Origin of the sequence: Curtobacterium sp. MWU13-2055, from assembly GCF_023242305.1 — a bacterium.
In the GTDB taxonomy this organism is placed as follows: Bacteria; Actinomycetota; Actinomycetes; order Actinomycetales; family Microbacteriaceae; genus Curtobacterium.
The window spans coordinates 210,019-230,404 of the sequence record NZ_JALLIO010000007.1 but is presented as its reverse complement, the minus strand read 5'-3'; the positions used below and the strand labels follow the sequence as shown (position 1 = coordinate 230,404).

18 protein-coding genes are annotated in these 20,386 nt (G+C 71.7%); 9 read left to right on the top strand and 9 right to left on the bottom strand.

The window, feature by feature from the left end:
- Positions 1-204: 204 nt before the first annotated feature.
- The 7 genes from M4960_RS15030 to M4960_RS15000 form a co-directional block, all read right to left on the bottom strand.
- Entirely contained in the window at positions 205-1,293 is a 1,089-nt protein-coding gene (locus M4960_RS15030) for a BadF/BadG/BcrA/BcrD ATPase family protein (protein ID WP_248704657.1), read from the bottom strand.
- Complete coding sequence (locus tag M4960_RS15025; protein WP_123340745.1) at positions 1,281-2,588, bottom strand: 6-phospho-beta-glucosidase; 1,308 nt, start codon at positions 2,586-2,588, stop codon at positions 1,281-1,283. Before M4960_RS15025 ends, M4960_RS15030 begins: the two co-directional genes overlap by 13 nt.
- 8 nt (positions 2,589-2,596) lie before the next feature.
- Positions 2,597-3,487 carry a carbohydrate ABC transporter permease gene (locus M4960_RS15020; RefSeq protein WP_248704656.1) on the bottom strand — a complete coding sequence of 297 codons (891 nt, stop codon included), beginning with the start codon at positions 3,485-3,487 and terminating at the stop codon, positions 2,597-2,599.
- Positions 3,487-4,527, bottom strand: a complete 1,041-nt coding sequence (locus tag M4960_RS15015; RefSeq protein WP_200849231.1) for a carbohydrate ABC transporter permease — start codon at positions 4,525-4,527, stop codon at positions 3,487-3,489. Before M4960_RS15015 ends, M4960_RS15020 begins: the two co-directional genes overlap by 1 nt.
- On the bottom strand, positions 4,527-5,885 hold the full coding sequence (locus M4960_RS15010) for an extracellular solute-binding protein (RefSeq protein ID WP_248704655.1): 1,359 nt from the start codon (positions 5,883-5,885) through the stop codon (positions 4,527-4,529). Before M4960_RS15010 ends, M4960_RS15015 begins: the two co-directional genes overlap by 1 nt.
- Positions 5,886-6,062: 177 nt before the next feature.
- On the bottom strand, positions 6,063-7,304 hold the full coding sequence (locus M4960_RS15005; RefSeq protein WP_248704654.1) for an ROK family transcriptional regulator: 1,242 nt from the start codon (positions 7,302-7,304) through the stop codon (positions 6,063-6,065).
- Positions 7,305-7,441: 137 nt separating this feature from the next.
- Positions 7,442-8,491 carry a zinc-binding dehydrogenase gene (locus tag M4960_RS15000; protein ID WP_248704653.1) on the bottom strand — a complete coding sequence of 350 codons (1,050 nt, stop codon included), beginning with the start codon at positions 8,489-8,491 and terminating at the stop codon, positions 7,442-7,444.
- Between the two features lie 78 nt (positions 8,492-8,569).
- Here M4960_RS15000 and M4960_RS14995 point away from each other — a divergent pair, with 78 nt between their 5' ends.
- Together M4960_RS14995 and M4960_RS14990 are read left to right on the top strand one after the other, a co-directional pair.
- Positions 8,570-9,514, top strand: a complete 945-nt coding sequence (locus tag M4960_RS14995) for a DUF3097 domain-containing protein (RefSeq protein ID WP_248704652.1) — start codon at positions 8,570-8,572, stop codon at positions 9,512-9,514.
- Between the two features lie 71 nt (positions 9,515-9,585).
- Positions 9,586-10,239 (top strand): spermidine/putrescine ABC transporter substrate-binding protein, encoded by a 654-nt coding sequence (locus M4960_RS14990; protein ID WP_123294054.1) that lies wholly within the window; start codon positions 9,586-9,588, stop codon positions 10,237-10,239.
- A gap of 130 nt (positions 10,240-10,369) precedes the next feature.
- On the opposite strand, the gene M4960_RS14985 is transcribed toward M4960_RS14990, so the two are convergent.
- Positions 10,370-11,383: a LacI family DNA-binding transcriptional regulator gene (locus M4960_RS14985; RefSeq protein WP_194673589.1), complete on the bottom strand. Its 1,014-nt coding sequence runs from the start codon at positions 11,381-11,383 to the stop codon at positions 10,370-10,372.
- A gap of 11 nt (positions 11,384-11,394) precedes the next feature.
- Complete coding sequence (locus M4960_RS14980) at positions 11,395-11,817, bottom strand: DUF3054 domain-containing protein (RefSeq protein WP_248704651.1); 423 nt, start codon at positions 11,815-11,817, stop codon at positions 11,395-11,397.
- Positions 11,818-11,940: 123 nt separating this feature from the next.
- On the opposite strand from M4960_RS14980, the gene M4960_RS14975 reads away from it, so the two are divergent.
- The 7 genes from M4960_RS14975 (at position 11,941) to M4960_RS14945 (ending at position 20,359) form a co-directional block, all read left to right on the top strand.
- Positions 11,941-12,891, top strand: a complete 951-nt coding sequence (locus tag M4960_RS14975; RefSeq protein WP_159573434.1) for a hypothetical protein — start codon at positions 11,941-11,943, stop codon at positions 12,889-12,891.
- A gap of 448 nt (positions 12,892-13,339) precedes the next feature.
- Positions 13,340-14,497, top strand: coding sequence for an extracellular solute-binding protein (locus tag M4960_RS14970; RefSeq protein ID WP_131845379.1), 1,158 nt, complete (start codon positions 13,340-13,342; stop codon positions 14,495-14,497).
- Positions 14,494-15,534 carry an ABC transporter permease gene (locus M4960_RS14965; protein ID WP_131845380.1) on the top strand — a complete coding sequence of 347 codons (1,041 nt, stop codon included), beginning with the start codon at positions 14,494-14,496 and terminating at the stop codon, positions 15,532-15,534. The genes M4960_RS14970 and M4960_RS14965 overlap by 4 nt, the downstream gene beginning before the upstream one ends.
- Entirely contained in the window at positions 15,531-16,343 is an 813-nt protein-coding gene (locus M4960_RS14960) for an ABC transporter permease (RefSeq protein WP_123340755.1), read from the top strand. The genes M4960_RS14965 and M4960_RS14960 overlap by 4 nt, the downstream gene beginning before the upstream one ends.
- A 71-nt stretch (positions 16,344-16,414) precedes the next feature.
- Positions 16,415-17,491: an ABC transporter ATP-binding protein gene (locus M4960_RS14955; RefSeq protein WP_248704650.1), complete on the top strand. Its 1,077-nt coding sequence runs from the start codon at positions 16,415-16,417 to the stop codon at positions 17,489-17,491.
- Positions 17,488-19,107, top strand: a complete 1,620-nt coding sequence (locus M4960_RS14950) for an inositol monophosphatase family protein (protein WP_248704649.1) — start codon at positions 17,488-17,490, stop codon at positions 19,105-19,107. Before M4960_RS14955 ends, M4960_RS14950 begins: the two co-directional genes overlap by 4 nt.
- Before the next feature lie 430 nt (positions 19,108-19,537).
- Positions 19,538-20,359 carry a hypothetical protein gene (locus M4960_RS14945; RefSeq protein ID WP_248704648.1) on the top strand — a complete coding sequence of 274 codons (822 nt, stop codon included), beginning with the start codon at positions 19,538-19,540 and terminating at the stop codon, positions 20,357-20,359.
- Positions 20,360-20,386: the final 27 nt, after the last annotated feature.

Below are 20,386 nucleotides of genomic sequence, written 5' to 3'. Positions count from 1 at the left end.
CCAGGGTTGGAAGGGCGTTGTGTTCCCGGGGTTTGGTGTAGACGTGGCTTCCATTGCCCAAAGGCACCCCCTCCCCGCCGTCGGGGTTCCCGGTTTTGCGGGGGGTGCCGTTTCGAGGGAACAAAGGGTCGGTTGGGGCCGCCCGCCCCACCCTTTCCTGCGCACGAAGTCCCCCCGCCCGCCGCGCCCGCGCCCGCGCGCGCGTCAGCGGATCAGCGCGGTCGTGCTCGCGAAGGCACGGGAGCGCACGGCCTCGCGGTACCGCTCGAGCGCCGCGTCGTCGGCACCGACCGACTCCAGCGCCGCCAGCCCCGCGCCGAGCACCGGGGGATCGGTCACCCAGGTCGGCACCGCTCCGGGGACCCGGGCAGCGAGCCCGTCGACGACACCGTCGACGAGCAACGGGTGCCGAGCAGCGAGCACCCCGCCGCCGAGCACGACGGGCACCGGCTCGGCCGCCGAACCACCGAGGCCCAAGCGCTCGAGTGCGACCGCGGCGAGCAGGACGATCTCCTCCGCCTGCCGCTCCACGACGCCCCGGGCCACCGCGTCGCCGGCTCCGGCCACGTCGAACAGCACCGGGCAGAGCCGGTTGAACACGCGCTGGTCCAAGCGGCCGAAGTGGATGGCCTCGGTGACCTCGCGGACGCTGCGCAGGCCCACCGCCGCCGGCACCGCGCCGACCAACGCCGTCGCCGGGCCGCGACCGTCGTCGGCCCGAGCCGCGTGCCAGAGCGCCCGGTTGCCGAGCCACGCGCCGCCACCCCAGTCGCCGGAGACGTCCCCGATGGCCGGGAACCGTGCGGTCGTGCCGTCAGCCCGCACCGCGAGGGCGTTGATCCCGGTGCCGCACACCACGGCCGCGGCGTCGGGGGACAGGGTGCCGGCCCGCAGCAGCGCGAACAGGTCGTTGTCCAGGACGTGCGGTTCGCCGCCGTCATCGGCCCAGTGCGCGAGGGCCGCGGTCGCCGCGACGAGCTCGTCGTGCAGGTCGAGCCCGGCCAGGTACACGTGCGTCGTGCGGATGCGGCGGTCACCCAGCTCGCTGACGACCCGCGCGCGGACGTCGTCGAGGATCGGGCCGGCGAGGTCCCAGCCCCGCGTCTGCGGGTTCGACCCCGGACCGCGTGCGTGCCCGACGATGGTCCCGTCGAGCGCGATCGCGACGACGTCGGTCTTGCTCCCGCCGCCGTCGACGGCGAGCACGACGTCGGTCGCGTCCGGTGGGACCGGCGCGGGCGGACGGGAGGCTCGGGCCGGGCCCGCCGCGCCGGTCCGGCTCAGCCCGCCCACGTCACCTGCTCCGATCGCGCCCACGGGATGTGTTCCGCGTTCGCGGCCAGGAGCAGGTCGGTGAGCTGCTCCGCCTTGTCCACCTGCCCGACGAGCGGGTGCGCCCACATCGCACGGAGCACCCGGTCGCGGCCGCCGTGCACCGCGGCGTCGAGCGCGAGCCGCTCGTACCCGGCGACGTGCGACACGAGACCGACCATGTCCGGGTCGAGCGGGGAGACCGGCAACGGCGTGATCGCCTGGCGGGTGACGCGCGACGGCACCTCGATGACGTGGTCGTCCGGCAGGAACGGGAACGTGCCGTCGTTCCGCACGTTGAGGACCTGCACGTCGCCGCGGTCGCCGAGGATCGAGGACAGCACGTCGATCGCCGCCTCGGAGTAGTAGGCGCCGCCGCGCTGCTCGAGTTCGGCGGGCTTCGTCACGACGGACTCGTCGGCGTACTTCGCGAGCAGGGCCCGCTCGGTCTCCATGACGGCCTCGGCACGGGTGGGCTCGTGCAGCTGCTCCTGCAGCACGATGTCGTGCGAGTAGAAGTACCGCAGGTAGTACGAGGGGATCGCGTGCTGCAGGCGGAGGAGGTCCGGGTGCATGTGCACGCTCTCCGCCGTCCGGCCGAGGGCTCCGTCCGACTCGGCGAGCAGGTCCGCCATGACGTCGCGCTCGACGCCGTCCGCGCCCGTGACGTGCACGCCGCGCTCCCACGTCAGGTGGTTCAGGCCGACGTGGTCGAGCCGGACGTGGTCGGGGGCGACGCCGAACTCCTTCGCGAAGCGGCGCTGGAACCCGATCGCGACGTTGCACAGTCCGACGGCGCGGTGTCCGGCCTCGAGCAGGGCGCGGGTGACGATGCCGACGGGGTTGGTGAAGTCGACGATCCAGGCGTCCGGCTTGGCGTGCTTCCGGACGAGTTCGGCGTACTCCAGGACGACGGGCACGGTGCGGAGCGCCTTCGCGAAGCCGCCCGGACCGGTGGTCTCCTGCCCGATGCAGCACGCTTCGTGCGGCCACGTCTCGTCCTGCTGCCGTGCGGCCTGCCCGCCGATGCGGAGCTGGAACATGACGGCATCGGCGTCGGTGACCCCGGCGACGACGTCGTCGGTGACGTGGATCGTGCCGGGGTGGCCGGCGTGCGCGAACATCCGCTTGGCGACACCGCCGACGAGTTCGCGGCGCACCGGGTCGGGGTCGACGAGCCAGAGCTCGTCGATGGGGAGCTGGTCGCGGAGCCGGGCGAAGCCGTCCACGAGTTCGGGGGTGTAGGTGGATCCGCCACCGACGACTGTGAGTTTCACTGGAGCTGCTATCCCTTCACGCCGGTGAGCGCGATGCCCTCGACGAATGCCTTCTGTGCGAAGAAGAAGATGATGACGACGGGGACCATGACGACGACGGTCATCGCCATCGTCATCGACCAGTCGGTGCCGTGCTGCCCGCGGAACGTGGCGAGCCCGTACGCCACCGGCCAGGCGGCCTGGTTCTCGGACGCGTACAGGAGCGGGCCGTAGTAGTCGTTCCACGAGTGGAAGAACATGAAGATCGCCGCCGACGCGATGCCCGGGCGGGCCATCGGGACGACCACGCGCCAGAGCACGCCCCACTCGCTGCAGCCGTCCATGCGGGCGGCGTCGCCGTACTCCTTCGGGATGGTCATGAAGAACTGGCGGAGCAGGAAGATGCTGAAGGCGTCGCCGAGCAGGTTCGGCAGGATGAGCGGCCACAGGGTGCCGGTCAGGTGCAGGTGCGACCACATCACGTAGACCGGCACCGCGGTGACCTGCGGCGGCAGGAGCATCGCGACGATGATCACCGTGAAGATCAGGTTCGCGCCCCTGAACTTGATCTGGGCGAGCGCGTAGGCCGCCGGCACCGAGCTGAGGAGCATGAACGCGGTGGCGAGGACGGCGTACATCGACGAGTTGCCGAACCACTGCGTGAGCGGCAGCTCGGTGAACACCCGCGCGTAGTTCGAGAAGTCGAACGGCCGGGGCACGATCGACGCCGTGAGGGCCTGGTTGCTCGACATCAGCGAGGTCAGGACCACGAACACGATCGGGGCGATGGTCAGGACGCCGAGGGCCACCAGGGCGGCGTGCTCGGCGATCCACACGAGCGTGCGACCGCGCGGCCTGCCGGTGCGGGGAGCGGAACCCCGGGGCGCCCGGGCGAGCGGGGACTGGGACACAGCGGTCATCAGGACTCCTCCGGCCGGAACACACTGATCCGACGCATCGTGAAGACGAGCACCACGGCGGTGATCACGAACAGGACCACGGCCATGGCGGACGCGTAGCCGAACTGGAAGTTCGCGAACCCGTGCTGGTAGAGCAGCTCGGTGTACGTGAGCAGCGAGGTGCCCGGGTAGCCGAGCTGGGCGGCGGTCCCGCCACCGATCGTCGCCTTGCCGCTCGCGACGCCCGAGGCGACGGCCGCCTCGGTGAAGTACTGCAGCGCGGCGATCACCCCCGTCACGGCGGCGAACCCGATCACCGGGGCGATCGTCGGCAGGGTGATGTGCCGGACCTGCTGGACGCCGTTCGCACCGTCGAGCGACGCGGCCTCGTACAGGTCGCGCGGCACGTCGAGCAGCGACGCCAGGAAGATGATCATGATGTCGCCCATCACCCAGACGCCCAGGATCACGAGCGACGGCTTCGACCACGCCGGGTCGTTGAACCACAGCGGGCCGTCGATGCCGAAGACCCGGAGGATCTGGTTCACCGGCCCGGTGCCCGGGTTGAAGAGGAACACGAACGCCACGACGCTCGCGACCGGCGGGACCAGGGCGGGCAGGTAGAACAGCGTCCGCCAGAACCCGGTGGCCGTCTTGGCCCGGCTGAGCAGCCCGGCCACCAGGAGTCCGCACACGATCCGGACCGGCACCAGGATGACGACGAACCACAACGTGTTCACGACCGCGGGCCCGATCTGCGGGTCCTGGGTGAACAGGAACTTGTAGTTCAGCAGCCCGACGAACTCGGGCTCCTGCAGCTGGTTGTAGCGCGTGAACGAGTAGAAGATCGACGCGACGAGCGGGTAGGCGAAGAAGATCACCAGGCCCGCCAGGGCCGGCGCGAGCATCGTCAGGGCGACGAGGCGGCGCCGGGACTCTGCGGAACGGGGCCGACGTCGCGGAGCCGTCGGGGGCACCGGACCGGACCCCGTCGGGCCCGTGGGCCGGGCGGCGCGGGCGAGCCGCGCCTCCCGGCCGGTCGTCTTGGTGGTGAGGCTCATCACGGACCAGCCAGCTGGTTCGCGTTGTCGATGTCGGAGTCCAGCTTCTTCAGCTTCGCGTCGAGGTCGCCGCCGTTCTGCTGGTAGGCCTGCCAGAACTTCGTGAAGGTGCCGATGTAGGCGGCACCGTCCGCGGTGCCCGGCGAGGTCATCGTGTCCTTGTTGCCCGCGACGTCGACGAAGGTCTTGTAGTTCTCGTCGACCTCGAGGTCGGGGGACTCCAGCGCCGAGGTGAGCGTCGGGATGTTCTTCAGACCGTTGCCCATCGTGACCTGCGCGTCGGTGTTGGTGGACAGGTACTTCAGGAGCGCCCACGACAGCTCGGGGTTCTTGGACCCCTTCGCGATGCCCGCGACGTTGCCCGCGATGTACGTCGAGCCGTAGTTGCCGAGGCCGTCCATCACCGGGGTCGGGGACGTGCCGTAGTCGAGGTCCGGCTTCTGGTCCTTGAGGAACGCCGTGCGGTACTCGCCGTCGATCTGCATCGCGACCTGACCGGTCTGGAACGCGTTGTCGGCCGCGAACTCCTGCCCGAGGCCGGACGTGAAGGCCTTGAGCTTGTCGTAGCCGATCTCGTCGACGAAGCCCTTCTGCCAGGTGATGAGCTTCTTCCACGCGTCGGACGTGCCGATCACGCTGTTGCCGTCCTTGTCGAGCCACGAGCCGTCGACCATCGGCGCCCAGTGCTCGGGGGAGTTCTCGTAGAAGTCGATGAGCGGGTTGAAGCCGAGCTGCTTGATGGAGCCGTCGGCGTTGTACGTCGTCAGCTTCAGTGCGTCGGTCTTGAGTTCGTCCAGTGTCTTCGGCGGAGTCGTGATGCCCGCCTTCTCGAGCAGCGGCTTGTTGTACATCAGGGCGCTGACGTCGGCGAGGGCCGGCAGGGTGCAGCGCGTGCCCTTGTACTGCGTGTAGGACTGCACCGCCTTCGGGATGTCGGACAGGTCGACCTTGTCGCGCTTGATGTACGGCGACAGGTCGCGGAAGGCACCCGAGGAGCAGAAGCTGCCGACGATCGCGGTCGAGTACGACAGGCCCACGTCGATGTTCTGGCCGGACGAGATCGCCTTCTGCAGCTTCTCGTCGTCCTGACCGGCGTGGATGTCGACGGTGACGTCGGGGTTGGCCTTCTCGAAGCCCTCGACGGCGGTCTTCACGACGCCGGCTTCACGGCCGGTGAAGAAGTGCCACAGGGACACGGTGCCCTTGAGCTCCTTCGGGGCGCTCTTCTCGATCGAGTCGGCGCTGCTGCCGGAGCTGCAGCCGGCGACGACGAGGGCGCCGACGGCGGCGACGGCCGTGGCGGTGGCGATGCGGCGGAACACCCGGCGGCGCGGGACGTTCGGTTCGGGGAGGGACAAGGCGGTACTCGCTCTCTGGTCTCGCTCCGTCGCCGTCCGTTTCCGGGCGCCGCCCGTTTCCGGGCGCTGCCCGTTTCCGGGCGCCGCCCGTTTCCGGGCGCTGCCCGTTTCCGGGCGCGACGAAGAGCCCTGTGACAGGGCTGGGTGATGGTGCCTCGAGTGGTGCGGGTGGAACGTTCAGGGGCGCTCGACGGGGTCCGGCGTCGGGGCATCGTCACTGATGCGCTCGAGCCGGTCCGCGAGCGCGGTGCGGACGACGTCGATGAGGACGTGCCGCGCACCGTGCAGGACGGGGGTGTCGGGGACGCCGGGCGCGACCACGGCGGTGGACCAGCGCGAGCGGGTCCGGAGCCAGGCGGTCACGGCGGCGGCCAGGGCGGGGCCACCGGCGATCCCGGTCGGGCCGTGCAGGACGACCGTCTCGGGATCGGCCACGGCGAGGGCGGGGAGCACGTTGTGCCCGACGCGCTCGCCGAGGGCGACGGTGAAGGGGTGCTGCTCGGGCAGGCCGGGCAGTTGCGGGAGCACCTGGCGCCAGTCGGCTGCGGTGCCGTCCGGTGCCGTGATCCCGTGCTCGGCGGCCAGGGCGATGATCGCGGGCTCGGAGATGAGGTCCGCGACGATCGTGGCCGTCGGGTCGATGGAGCGTGCGTCGGCAGGCACGCTGAGGTAGCCGATCTCACCCGCGGCACCGGAGGCGCCGGTGTGCAGGTGACCGTGCAGATCGAGGGCCATGCCGAGGCCCTCGGCCATCCAGAAGAGCGCGAACGACCCGGGAGCCCGACCGGCGCCCATGTTGCGTTCGGCGATGGCAGCGAGGTTGGCGTCGTTCTCGACGACGACGTGGACGCCGAGCTCGGCGGAGAGGGTCGCGCTGACCTGCTCACGAGGCCAGCCGGGTAGTCCGTCGGTGAAGATGAGGGTGTCGGTGGCGTGGTCGACACTCGCCTGCACGCCCACGGCGACGGCGGTGACGAGCTCGGGGTCCACGCTGGCCGCGGCGGCTGCGCGGGAGATCGCTGCGGCGACGATGTCGGCGCCGGGGGAGCGCACCTCGGCCTCGGACATCCGGTGCGTGGCGACCGGGAACGTGCGACCGGCGGCGTCCACCACGGTCGACCGGACGTCGACGAGCTGGACGTCCACCGCGACACCGAGGTCGCGGTCGGTGATCGCTTCGTACACGACGGCGCTCGGCCCGCGACGCCCGGCCTGGGTGTCCGTGCCGGCCTGGCGGATGAGCGCAGCCGACTCGAGCCGGCGGATGATCTCGGCCGCGGTGGGCTTGCTGAGCCCGGTGCGCTGCGCGATCTCGTTGCGCGTGAGCGGGCCGTCGTCGAGCAGCAGCTCGAGGGCCGCCCGGTCGTTCAGGACGCGCAGCAGACCGGGCTGGCCGGGGGTGCGTCCTCGTGTGGTCATGTCGAGGACTGTAACGGACAACCTTCTTTACTGAAAGGTTTGTTTACCGATTCGAAACACGCGTTCTGCTGCGCGAAACGTGCCGCCCCGACAGAGGCCCGCCGACCGCCGGCCGGGTGCCCGCGAGCGACCGGCGCCTACGGCCGCAGCAGCACCTTGATCGCCCGGCGCTCGTCCATCGCCCGGTACGCCTCGGCGGCCTCGTCGAGCGGCAGCTCGAGGTCGAACACGCGCCCGGGGTCGATCGCTCCGGACAGCACGTCGGGCAGCAGTTCCGGGATGTACTTCCGTGCCGGCGCCATCCCGCCCGCGACGGTGATGTTCGTGTCGAAGAGGTAGCGCGTCCCGATCGTCGGCACGCCGTGCGGGACCCCGACGAAGCCGAGGTTGCCGCCCGCGCGCACCGAGTGCAGCGCCTGGTCCATGCTCTCCTCGGTGCCCACGGCCTCGACCGCGCAGTCGGCGAGGTCGCCGCCGAGCATCTCGCGGATCGCCGCGACGCCCTCCTCGCCGCGCTCGGACACGATGTCCGTCGCGCCGAACTCGCGTGCCAGCGCCTGGCGATCGGCGTGCCGGCTCATGGCGATGATGCGCTCGGCGCCGAGTCGCTTCGACGCGAGCACGGCGGACAGGCCGACCGCGCCGTCGCCGACCACCACGACGGTCTTGCCCGGACCGACCGCCGCCGACACCGCGGCGTGGTGCCCGGTGGAGAAGACGTCGGACAGGGTCAGCAGCGACGGCACGAGCGCCGGGTCGACGGGGCCGGGCACCGCGACCAGCGTGGCGGACGCGTCCGGGATGCGGACGTACTCGGCCTGCGCGCCGCCGACCGGGTCGCCGTACGCGTCCTTCCCGCCGAAGCCGGACAGGTGGTCGCAGCCGCTGGTCATCCCGTGGCGGCAGGCCTGGCAGGTGCCGTCGTTCATGGTGAAGGGGGAGATCACGAAGTCGCCCTCGTGCAGGTCGGTGACCGCGTCGCCGACGGCGACGACCTCGCCGACGAGTTCGTGCCCGATCGGCCGGGGCTCCTTCGTCTTCGTGACGCCGCGGTACGGCCACAGGTCCGAGCCGCACACGCACGCGGCGACGACCTTGACGACGACGTCCTTCGGCGTGATCAGGTCGGGCTGGTCGCGGTCCTCGACACGGATGTCGTTTGGGGCGTGGATGATGGCTGCGCGCACGGGAGGCCTTCCGTCGAGATGGTGGGTGTCGGCGCGGTCGACGTCGTCCGGGCCGACGTCGACAGTACCCTCGTGCGGGTGGACGACGACCGGTACGGCGGGGACGTGCTCTCGGGAGACTGGCGCTCCCGCGGGGTGAAGAAGGTGCGGCAGGTGCCGCTCGAACGCGACATGGTGCTCGAGGACCCGGACTCCGGGTGGGCCGGCGCCGTCGTCGGACTCGAGGCGGGCAACATCGCGCTCGAGGACTGGAAGGGCCGCACCCGTTCCTTCCCCTTCACCGGGCAGTTCCTGCTCGAGGGCGAGCTCGTCACGCTGGGCCGCCCGCAGGCGCCGGTCGGCCGGTCTGCCGCAGCCGCTGCCGGCTCGCCGGGTTCGCTGGGTTCCGTTCACTCGGACTGGAGGCCCGGGGCAGCGCCCGCCGTGCGGCAGGCGTCCGACGGTGGTCGCCTCCGCACCGCGTCCGGATCCTTCGCGGTGGAGTCGCAGCGTGCCCGGGTGGCCCTGCCCTCGCGCATCATGGTCGAGGGCAAGCACGACGCCGAGCTCGTCGAGAAGGTCTGGGGCGCCGACCTGCGCGTCGAGGGCGTCGTCGTCGAGGAGCTCTCCGGCGTCGACAACCTGGCTGACGTCCTCGACGAGTTCCAGCCGACCCGTGACCGTCGCGTCGGCGTGCTCGTCGACCACCTGGTGCCCGGGTCGAAGGAGTCCCGCTTCGCCGAGGCAGTGATGCGCGGCAAGTGGGGCGCGCACGTCCTCGTCGTCGGGCACCCGTTCGTCGACGTCTGGCAGTCCGTGAAGCCCGCACGCGTCGGACTGCAGGCGTGGCCGACGATCCCGCGGTCGATCGAGTGGAAGAAGGGGATCTGCCAGGCGCTCGGGTGGCCGAACGCCGAGCAGGCCGACATCGCCCGGGCGTGGCAGCGGATCCTCGGTCAGGTGCGCACCTTCGCCGACCTCGAGCCGCAGCTGCTCGGCCGCGTCGAGGAGCTCATCGACTTCGTGACGGAACCCAAGGCCTGAGAACCCGGCCGATCTTGGTCGGCGAGCGGAATGAGCGGGTGATCCGCGCCTCCGCTCCGTATCGTTGGGGCATGGACGGCATCGACGGACGCGTGCGCAGCGCTGTCGACGTCTGGCTGCGCTGGCTGCCGCGCTGGCAGATCGGGACCGCGCGCCCGCGCACCCGCATCTGCCGGAAGTGCACCGGATCCCCGATCGCGAGTGCCGCCGGCTTCGGGCAGGACGTCCCGCACGCCGTCCAGCACGCGCTCATCGGCCGGATCTCGACCATCGTCGAGGACGCCGTCGACGACTACACCGCCAAGAACCTGCCGCTGCTGCAGCGCGAGCTCGAGCGTGCGGCGGCGCGGAAGCGGCACGCCGGGTACCAGCCGGCGGAGGGGTTGTCGCCCGAGTTCCAGGGCCTCGACGTCGATCCCGAGCCCTCGCCGGGTTCGCCGTTCCTCTTCACGCTCGGGGAGCTGGCGGGGACGGGCGCGGGGGAGCAGACACCGCGGGAGCCGCTGTCGGACGAGGCGAAGGCGGCGCTCCGGCACGAGATCGAGCTGTCCGATGAGTGCGCTCGCTCGACCGGGACGGCGGTGTGCCTGGCGCTCATCGACCACCGGCCGCGCATCGCCGAGGCGGTCGAGCGCCTGGTCGAACCGCAGATCGAGGCGCTCGTGTCCGACATGTTCCGCGGGTTCGACGGTCCGGACGAGGGGCCGCGCAGCGGGCTGTTCTGAGCGCTGTGCGTCGTGCGTCTGGTGCGAGGTTCCGGCGTCCGTGCGAGGCGCAGCACGGTGCACCGAGTACGGAACCTCGCACCGTTCGCGCAGGCTCCTCGCACGGTGCGAGGTCGGCGAGGTCCGTCACTCAGCGGGGGAGCAGGGTGCGGCCGGGCACGACCGTGCCCCGGAGTGAGCGGTGCTCGACGGCACGCGTCGGGTCGTCGATCCGGCCGATGACGAGGTCGATCGCCTCGCGGCCGATGCGTTCGATCGGCTGCTCGAGCGTCGTGAACCCGATCCAGTCGCTCGCGAGGGGGTACACGCCGTCGAACCCGGTGACCGACAGATCGTGCGGGACCCGGACACCGCGGCGGGCGAGCGCCTCGCACACGTCGAGCATGAGCCGGTCCGTCGGGCACATCACCGCGGTCACGTCCGACTCGTGCATCGCGTCGACCAGATCAGCGGCGAGGTCGTCGGGCGGCCGCACGAAGCTGGCGTCGATGTCGATGACCCGGACACCACGCGCGCGGAGCCGTTCGACCATCGCCGTCGAGCGGGCGTGCTGCGTGATCGCGTTGTCGAGTGGGACGGTGAGCACCGCGACCGTGCCGTGGCCGGCGTCGGCGACGGCGTCGGCGATGGTCGCGCCACCGTCCACCTCGTCGCAGTACACGCTGGACAGTGCCGGGTGGAGTTCGGGCCGACCGGCGACCACGGTGGCGATCCGCGGGGCGAACTCGGCGATGTCGGCCGACGGCATCAAGCCGCTGCAGACCACGAGGCCGTCCACCCGCATCGACACGAGTGCGGCGAGTGCGGACTTCTCGTCCTCGACACGGCCGACACCCGTGGTGGTGACGACGCGGTAGCCCAGCTCGGACGCGCGGCGCTCCATCACGGCGTGCAGTGCGGTGTAGACCATCGACGACGCGTCGCGGACGAGCATGCCGATGGTGTGCGTCCGACCGCTGACGAGCCCGCGTGCCATGGCGTTCGCGACGTACCCGAGCTCGGCTGCGGCGCGCTCGACCCGCTCACGGGTCTCGTCGGAGAACCGTCCGGTGCCGGAGAGGACACGGCTCACCGCGGACTTCGAGACGCCTGCTCGTGCGGCGACGTCGAGGATGGTCGGCTGGGACCCGCGGCTGCCGTTCACGCGGCTGCCGTTCACGCCTCGGTCGCGGCGGCGTCCTGCCGGGACCGCGACGCGGTGAAGCGCAGCACCCCGCGGGCGATCGCGCGCCATCCGAGGAGGAACACCCCGAGCACGATCGTGGCGACGATGACGAAGGAGATCGGCAGCGGGTTGCCGTCGACGTCGCCCTGAACCGTGGCGACGCGGATCGCCATGCCGACGAACACCGTGAGGATCCAGACGACGACGCCGGTCGGCCAGAAGCGCAGCGGGCGGGCCCAGGCTCCACTCGTCACGTACCCGATCGCCCAGCCCGCCAGGAACGGGTAGACGGTGGTCCAGATCCCCAGTGCGGTGTTGCCCTCGCCGTGGGAGGAACGGCCGATGAGCGCGAAGACGACGATGAGGACGACGTCGATGACGGCTGCGAGCCAACCCCAGGTGCGTGTGTTCACCCGGACAGTCTCGCAGCCTCCGGTGGTGGGACTCATTCCTCCACACGGCCTGCGGGCGATGATCCGTCCACAGGGCTCGTGTCCGGCGCTGCGTTCGTCCACCGGGTTCCCGACCATCGGGGCATGTCGATGAACCTCAAGCTCGCACCAGTCCCCGAAGTCCTCACCTACCGAACATCAGCGCAGCGGCCTGACGAGTCCGACGTCATCAGACGACGGGCGGCGGCAGGAGAGCTCATCCGGGTCGCACGCGGTCTGTACGCGGAGGCCGCTGGATGGGCAGCACTCCGGACCACCGAGCAGCACCACGTCCGCGTGCGCTCGTTCGCCGACCGCATTCGGCCAGGAGACCTGGTGTCCCACGTGTCCGCGGCGGTGGTCTTCGGCGTGCCGCTCCTGACCCCGCCACCGACGCGGATCCACGTGACCTCGAGCGGCGGCGACCGGCGGACCACCAACGCGACCTTCATCGTGCACGCGGACCTCGACCCCGAGCGGAACCGACGAGCAGTGACGACACCGGATGGGCTGGTGCTGTGCGGGCTGGAGCGGCTGGCGACGGATCTGGCGCTCACGCTGCCCTTCACCGATGCGATCGTCGCCCTTGACTCGCTCCTCCGCCGTGCGGTGGAGCGAGACCTGGTCCGGTCGGCCGTGGAGCGGCGGGGACAGAAGGGCCGGCGGCGAGCACTGCGGGCCGTCGACTTCGCCGACGCCGCGTCGGACTCACCCGGGGAGTCCTACGCACGCGCCCGGTTCGACCAGTTCGGTACGCCGACCCCCGTCCTCCAACACCGGTTCCGGACGGCGGGCGAGCCGGACATCGTCGTGGACTTCTGGTTCCCGGAGTCCGGGGTGGTGGTGGAGTTCGACGGTGCCGTCAAGTACCAGCGCCGTGAGTACCTGCGCGGGCGTACCCCTGAGGAAGCACTACTCGACGAGAAGATCCGAGAGGACCGTCTCCGCGCGTTCCCCGAGGTCCGGATCGTGCTCCGGCTGACCTGGTCCGACCTGCGGAACGAGTGGACCCTGCGGGCGAAGCTCCGTCAGGCTGGCGTGCGGATGTCGCGCTGAGACCGCTCGACCGCGCACCGTGCGACTTTGTTCCGGCCCTGCAGGCGGCGCACGGTGCGAAGTCGCGCGGTCGGCGGCAGGAAGTCAGCTCGGTACGAGGTCATCGGTGGGTCCGACCGACTTCGCACCGTGCGCCTTTCGTCGGTCGGGGGTGCGTTGCCCGCTTGGTGCGAACTTGTAGGCGGGCACGGAGCGGTCAACCTCGCACCAGGTGGCGAGGCCGGCACGGTGCGGGCGCGCCGCCGCCGACCCCGCCGCCGCCCCCGACCCCGCGCCCCCGCCGCCCCAGCCGGCCACGCACCCCCGGAGTTCACCCGGCGGCGACGCCCGCGGCACCCGGCGTTCACCCGGCAGCGCCACACTCGACCTCGGCGCGGGAACGTTCCCACGCGGCCAGCACTACCCCCACCCCGCACGACCCCCACCCCACGGAACAGGGAGAACCCACGTGAAGACCCGAGTCCTCGCCGGCCTCGCCATCGCGGCGGCCGCGACCGTCGCACTGTCCGGCTGCGTCCAGAGCGCCAACGCCTCGAACGCCGCGGACACGAGCGGCGGCACCACGAACCTCACCGTGTTCATCAGCGGCGACACGAACGTCCAGGACCTCTGGGACAAGTCGCTCATCCCCGCCTTCGAGAAGGCGAACCCGAAGATCCACGTCAGCACGAGCATCGACCTGCACGGCGAGCACGACGCGCAGACCCAGGCGAACCTGGCCACGGCGGTCAAGGCCGGCAAGTCCGTCGCGTACGACCTGGTCGACGCCGGCTTCGTCTCCACCGCGGGCAAGGCCGGACTGCTCAGCACGGTCAGCGACAGCACGATCCCGAACCTGAAGGACGTGCCCGAGGCCACGAAGCAGCAGGGCGGCGACAGCGCGATCCCGTACCGCGCCTCGAGCGTCCTGCTCGCCTACGACTCGAGCAAGGTGACGGACCCGCCGGAGAGCCTCGACGACCTCCTCGCCTGGATCACGGCCAACCCCGGTCAGTTCGCGTACAACTCCCCGTCGTCCGGCGGCTCCGGCGGCTCGTTCGTGGCCACGGTGCTCGCGAAGTACCTGACCGCGGATGAGCAGGCGACGATGCAGACGACGTACGACAAGTCGCTCGAGTCGAAGTGGGACAAGGGTTTCGCAGCGCTCAAGGACCTCGGCCCCTCGACGTACCAGAAGGGGGTCTACCCGAACGGCAACGACCAGGTCGTGCAGCTGCTCGGCAGCGGCCAGATCGCGATGGCGCCGGTGTGGAGCGACCAGTTCATCACCTCGCAGAAGACCGGCGTGATCCCGAAGACCGTCAAGGCGATCCAGATCACCGACCCGTCGTTCACCGGCAGCGCGAGCTTCCTCGGCATCCCGAAGACCGAGCCGAAGGCCAAGAAGGCCGCCGCCGAGCAGCTCGCCGACTTCGTGCTGAGCTCCAAGGGGCAGCAGCTCGTCGCGAGCGCCGTCTCCGGCTACCCGGTCATCCCGCTCGACAGCCTGCCGGCGTCGGTCGCGGAGCAGTTCGCCGACGCGAACCCCTCGCAGCTCCGCCTCGGGTTCCAGAGCGACTTCGCCGCCGACATGAACGCGGCGTGGGACGCGAAGGTCCCGCAGTGACCCAGACCGTCCAGGACGGCCCGGCGACCGACCGGGAGGCCCGTGGCGACTCCGCCACGGGCCTCCCGCCCGTCCCGTCGCCCGCCCACGGCACGGCGGACACCGCAGGTCGGCTGTCCGTCCAGGAGCGGCTCGACCGCCGTCGGCGGTGGCAGGGCCTCGCCCTCGTCGCGGCGCCCGTCCTCGTCGTGGTCCTGTTCGTCGGCGTGCCCGTCGTGAACGCCGCCCTGTTCAGCCTCGGGTTCACCGGCGGCCTGAACCAGGCACTCGCAGACATCGGCGGCGACACCGTGCGCGGCTTCTCGTTCGCGGTGTACGGCACCCTGCTCGGCAACGCCACGTTCCTGCGCGACCTCGTCGCGACGCTCGGGGTCACCGCGTTGTCGACCGGCCTGACCGTGGCGCTCGCCGTGGCGGTGGCGGTGATCCTCCGGCTCCGCGGTGGTTTCCTCGGCAAGAGCCTCAGCGTCCTGGCCGTGGTCCCGCTCTTCGTGCCGGTGGTCATCGCGAGTTGGTCGGTCCTGACGTTCACCGATGCGCAGGGCTTCCTCCGCAGCCTCGGTGCCCAGTTCGGCCTCGACGTCCCGGTGTGGGGGTACACCCTCGTTGCCGTGGTGTTCGGCAGCGTCTGGACGAGCCTGCCGTTCGCGGTGCTGATGATCGCCGGCGCGCTGCAGGGCACCCCGGACGCCCTGGTCGAAGCTGCGAAGGACGCCGGCGCGAGCACCTGGCGGGTGGTCTGGCAGGTGCTCCTGCCGATGGCGGCGACCCCGCTCGTCATCGCGACGACGTTCACCGTCATCGGGGTCCTCGGGTCGTTCACGGTGCCGTACTTCACCGGTCCGAACGCCCCGACGATGCTCGGTGTCGACATCTCGAAGTACTTCCAGGCCTACAACCGCCCGCAGCAGTCGACGGCGATGGCGTTCATCGTGTTCGCCTTCGCCGCGGCCGCGAGCGTGTTCTACCTGCGCTCGACGGTCCGGGCGAACGCCGGCGAGCTGCGGAAGCAGCAGCAGAAGCAGGAGCAGCCGTGATCAAGCGACTCACCGGGAACACCCTGGTCTGGGCGACCGCCGTCGTGCTGGCCGTCTTCGTGCTCGGTCCGCTCCTCTGGCTGGCGGCTCGTGCCTTCGCCACGACGTGGACGTACCCGAACCTGTTGCCCGACGGCTGGACGCTGCAGTGGTGGGGCACCGTGTTCGAGGACCGGAGCCTTGCGGTCGCCGTCCAGAACTCGCTCGTCCTCGCCCCGCTGACGGTCCTCATCGCCGCGGTGGTCTGCCTGCCGGCCGCGTGGGCGATCAGCCGCATCGAGTTCCCTGGGCGACGGCTCGTCCTGGTCGGGCTGTTCGCCACGAACGCGTTCCCGAAGATGGGCCTCTTCGTCACGATGTCGGCCATGTTCACCGCGCTGAACCTCATGAACACGGTCACCGGCATCCTCATCGTGCACGTCCTCGGGTGCGTGGTGTTCATGACGTGGCTGCCCGCCGCCGCGTTCTCGGCCGTGCCGCGGTCCCTCGAGGAGGCAGCACGCGACGCCGGAGCGAGCCGCTGGCGGACCTTCTGGCGGGTGACGTTCCCGATCGCGTGGCCGGGGATCCTCGTCGCGATGGTGATGTCCTTCCTGGCGTCGTTCGACGAGGCGCAGGGCACGTACCTGGTCGGCGCCCCGACGTACATGACGATGCCGACGGCGATGTACTCGCTCGTCCTGAACTCCCCACGGCAGGTCTCGGCGGTGTTCGCGATCGCGCTGAGCATCCCGTCCGTGGTCCTGCTGCTCCTCGCCCGGAAGCACATCATGGGCGGCCGCCTGGCGGACGGCTTCCAGATCCGATGACCCGGCCGCAACCGACCGAGCTGACACCCGGACCGACACCGATGACCACCACCAGCACGAAAGGCGACCAGATGACGGACGCAACGCTCGTCGCGGAACGCACCACGGGCCTCCCGGCCGACGGCAGCACGACCGACCGGTCCCGCACCGGCGGACTCAGCATCCGCGGACTGCGCAAGACGCTCGGCGGACGCGACGTCGTCGCCGGCATCGACCTCGACGTGGCGAAGGGCGAGCTCGTCTCGCTCCTCGGGCCGTCCGGCTGCGGCAAGACCACGACGCTCCGGATGGTTGCGGGGTTCCTGCCCGCCGAGGGCGGCGTCGTGACGATGGGGGACCGCGACGTCACGTCGATCGGTCCGGAGCGTCGTCCGAGCGCGATGGTGTTCCAGAACTACGCACTGTGGCCGCACATGACGGTGACGCAGAACGTGGCGTTCCCGCTGCGGACCAGACGCGTGCCGAAGCAGCGGGTGGCGGAGCGGGTGCGCGACGCACTCGAGCTCGTCGGTCTGAGCCACCACGCCGTCTCGAAACCGACCGCGATCTCGGGCGGTGAGCAGCAGCGGGTCGCCCTGGCGCGGGCGATCGTGCAGGAGCCCGACGTCCTGCTCCTCGACGAGCCGCTGTCGAACCTCGACGCGAAGCTCCGGGTGAGCGTCCGCGACGAGATCCGGCGCATCCAGCAGCGTCTCGGCATCACGACCGTGATCGTGACGCACGACCAGGACGAGGCGCTCAGCATCTCGGACCGGATCGCGGTCATGCACGACGGCCGCATCGAGCAGATCGCGACGCCCACCGAGCTGTACGCCCGCCCCGCCACCGGGTTCGTCGCGTCGTTCATCGGGTCGACGAGCCCCGTCACCGGCCGGTTCCTGGCCGGCACGTCGGTCAGCCCCACCGTCGCGGACACGGTCCTGATCCGACCCGAGCAGGTCGTGCTCACCGACGACTCGCCGATCCGTGCGACCGTCGCCCGCGTGCTGATGCGCGGGCACTTCGCCGAGGTCGTGCTGGCCGCCGACGGCGCCGAGCTCCGCGCGTTCGTCACCGGAGCACCTCCGGCGGTCGGCACCGAGACCGGGGTCCGCCTCGGCGAGGTGCTCGTGTACCGCGACGGCGCCCTGCTCGAGGGCACCCGATGAGCGCCCCGGTGTCGGCGCCCGCCGACCAGGTGGTCGCCACCAGCCCGACCGGGAGGCCCGGCCTGCGTCCGCCACGGCTCGTCGCCCACCGCGGTGCGCCGCGGGTCCGGCGCGAGAACACCCTGCCCGCCATCGCGGTCGCCGAGGCGCTCGGCGCCGAGGTCATCGAGGTCGACGTCCGTCGCACGGCCGACGACGTCGCCGTCCTGCTGCACGACGAGACCCTCGGCCGGATGTGGGGCGACGCCCGACGAGTGTCCGACGTCGCCTGGTGCGACGTCGCCCGGCTCGGCAACGGCCTCGACCGGATCCCGCGGCTCGACGCCGCACTCGAACGGCTCGACGGCTGCCACTCGGTGCTGCTGATCGACCTGACGGACGCGGCCGACGGACTCGTCGCTGCCCGCACCGTCGCGGGGTCCACCGCGTCCACCACCGTGGCGTGGTGCGGAGCGCCGGCGGCGATGGCCGCGGTCCGCTCGGTGCTGCCCGACGCCGACGTCTGGCTCGCGTGGGAGTCGCTCGACCCGCCCGCTCCGGCAGACCTCGAGGCGTTGACCCCGTCCACCCTGAACCTCGACATCGCGTTCCTCACCCCGCGCACGATCGAGGCTGCGCACGCCCTGGGGCTGCGGGTCGCCGTCTGGACCGTCGACGAGGCCGAACCGGCGCTCTGGGCGGCACGGCTCGGCGTCGACTCGATCACCACGAACGACGTCGGTGCGATCGGCGCCGCGCTGTCGTCGGCGGAGCGGGACGGCTGGCCGGAACGGGACCGCGAACCGACCGAGACCGAGGTCGCCTCGCGCGCCCAGGCCCTGGCACACCGCGTCGCGCACGAGGTCATCGCCTTCACCCGCGAGCACCCCGTCAGCGAGGTGCGGACCAAGGCGAACCCCGCAGACCTCGTCACCGACGTGGACCGACTGGTCGAGCAGCACGTCCGGTCCCGCGTCCGGATGGCGTTCCCGACCCACGGCTTCACCGGCGAGGAGTACGGTGACGCACCCGGCGACCGGCACCGCTGGTACCTGGACCCCGTCGACGGCACCACGAACCTGGCGAACGGCGTGCCCTGGACGTCGATGTCGCTCTGCCTGACCCGCGGTGGTCGGCCGCTCGTCGGGGTCGTCGCGGACCCGTGGCGGGGCGAGGTCCTCGAGGCGCGGCGCGGACGCGGTGCCACCCTGCGCGACCGTCCGCTGCAGCTGGACGACACCCCGCGACCGCTCGCCGGGGCGGTCGTCGGCACCGAGCTCGACGGGCACCGGCCGTGGCCCGGGTTCGGTGCGTTCCTCGACGCCCTGGCCGACCGGTCGTGCACGCTGCGGGTGCAGGGCTCCGGCACGTTGACCATCGCGCAGGTCGCGGCCGGCCGGGGGATCGGCGGGTGCGTGTCGGCGTTCAACCCGGTCGACCACGGGGCCGCCGTGCTGCTCGTGCACGAGGCCGGCGGGATCGTGCTGACCCGCTCCGGTCCGGTCGAGGGCTTCCCGCCCATGGGGGAGCCGTTCCTGGTGGCGCACCCCGGGGCCGCGGACGAGCTGCACGCGGTGTGGACGGCCGCGCTCGCCGTGGGCGCGGCGGCGCACGGCGTGGGCGCGGCGGCGGGCTGAGCCGGCGCGTGCGCGCGGCAGGTGTGGCCGGCGCACGGTGCGGGGTCCGCGTTCTGGTGCGGGGTTGGCCGCTGGGTGCGGTGCTGTAGGCGCGCACGGTGCTGCCAACCCGGCACGGGTCGTGCAGGTGCGCACGGTGCGGACTGGAGGCGCGGGTCGGGTCGGGTACGGGCCTCCCGTCGGGTGGGTGGTGCGCACGGTGCGGGGTCCGCGTTCTGGTGCGGGGTCGGCCGCTGGGTGCGGCGCTGTAGGCGCGCACGGTGCTGCCAACCCGGCACGGGTCGTGCAGGTGCGCACGGTGCGCCCGCGGGCGCGGCGGCGCACGGCTGACTCTGAGCGGGCGCTCAGTCAGCGGCCGACCGCGCTCCATAGGGTGGCAGGCCACGGGCGGTCCGACCGGATCACCCGTGCACCCGAAGGAGCATCGACCATGGGATTCCTCGACCGCCTGCTCGGACGTCCGGACCGCGACCGCACCGGTGACGCGCGGCAGTACGACGCGCAGCAGAACCAGTGGGGGCAGCCGCAGCAACCGCAGCAGCAGGGCTACCGGTACGGCCAGCAGTCGTACCACCAGCCCGCGCCGACGGGGGTGCCGGCGGCCCAGCAGCAGGGCGGCCAGTACGGCGTGCCGCAGTGGGGCGGTGCACCCGCGCAGCAGCAGGGCGCGACGACCGACGACGAGCGCGCGGTGGAGCGGTACCGCTACCTGCTCCGCACGGCGCCGCCCGAGCGCATCGAAGAGGTCCACGCCGAGGCGTTCGCGAAGCTGACCGACGAACAGCGCCGCATGGTCTACGACGAGTTCACCCGCACGGCGCCTCCCGGTGAGGCCCCTCGCGGCGACGACCCCCGCTCGCTCGCGCAGTCGGCGACGCGGTCCGAGATCCGCCAGCCGGGCTTCATGGAGCGCTCGCTCGGAGGCGTCGGTGGTGGCGGCCGCTTCGGTGGGCAGCGCGGCGGACCGTCGTTCGGCAGCATGATCGGTGCCTCGATCCTCGGCACCGTGGCCGGCTACGTCATCGGGTCGGCGATCATGAGCGCCTTCCTGCCGGACCCCGGATCGTTCGATGGCGGTACTGACGCTGCGGGTGACGGTGGTTCGGAGGACACTGGAGCCGACTCCGGTGACGGCGGCGCGTCCGATGGTGGCGCGTCCGACGGCGGCGGGTTCGAGAGTGCGGGCTGGGGCGACAGCGGATCCGACTTCGGCGGTGGCTCCAGTGACTTCGGTGGTGACTTCGGCATCTGAGAGACGGCCGTCGCTCCACCGGACCCC

Excerpts from the sequence above, each read along its gene's own strand:
- M4960_RS14955 (WP_248704650.1), top strand. The coding sequence starts at position 16,415 with ATGACGGACGCAACGCTCGTCGCGGAACGCACCACGGGCCTCCCGGCC.
- M4960_RS15005 (WP_248704654.1), bottom strand. The coding sequence starts at position 7,304 with ATGACCACACGAGGACGCACCCCCGGCCAGCCCGGTCTGCTGCGCGTC.
- M4960_RS15015 (WP_200849231.1), bottom strand. The coding sequence starts at position 4,527 with ATGAGCCTCACCACCAAGACGACCGGCCGGGAGGCGCGGCTCGCCCGC.
- M4960_RS14945 (WP_248704648.1), top strand. The coding sequence starts at position 19,538 with ATGGGATTCCTCGACCGCCTGCTCGGACGTCCGGACCGCGACCGCACC.
- M4960_RS14990 (WP_123294054.1), top strand. The coding sequence starts at position 9,586 with ATGGACGGCATCGACGGACGCGTGCGCAGCGCTGTCGACGTCTGGCTG.
- M4960_RS14950 (WP_248704649.1), top strand. The coding sequence starts at position 17,488 with ATGAGCGCCCCGGTGTCGGCGCCCGCCGACCAGGTGGTCGCCACCAGC.
- M4960_RS14975 (WP_159573434.1), top strand. The coding sequence starts at position 11,941 with ATGTCGATGAACCTCAAGCTCGCACCAGTCCCCGAAGTCCTCACCTAC.
- M4960_RS15020 (WP_248704656.1), bottom strand. The coding sequence starts at position 3,487 with ATGACCGCTGTGTCCCAGTCCCCGCTCGCCCGGGCGCCCCGGGGTTCC.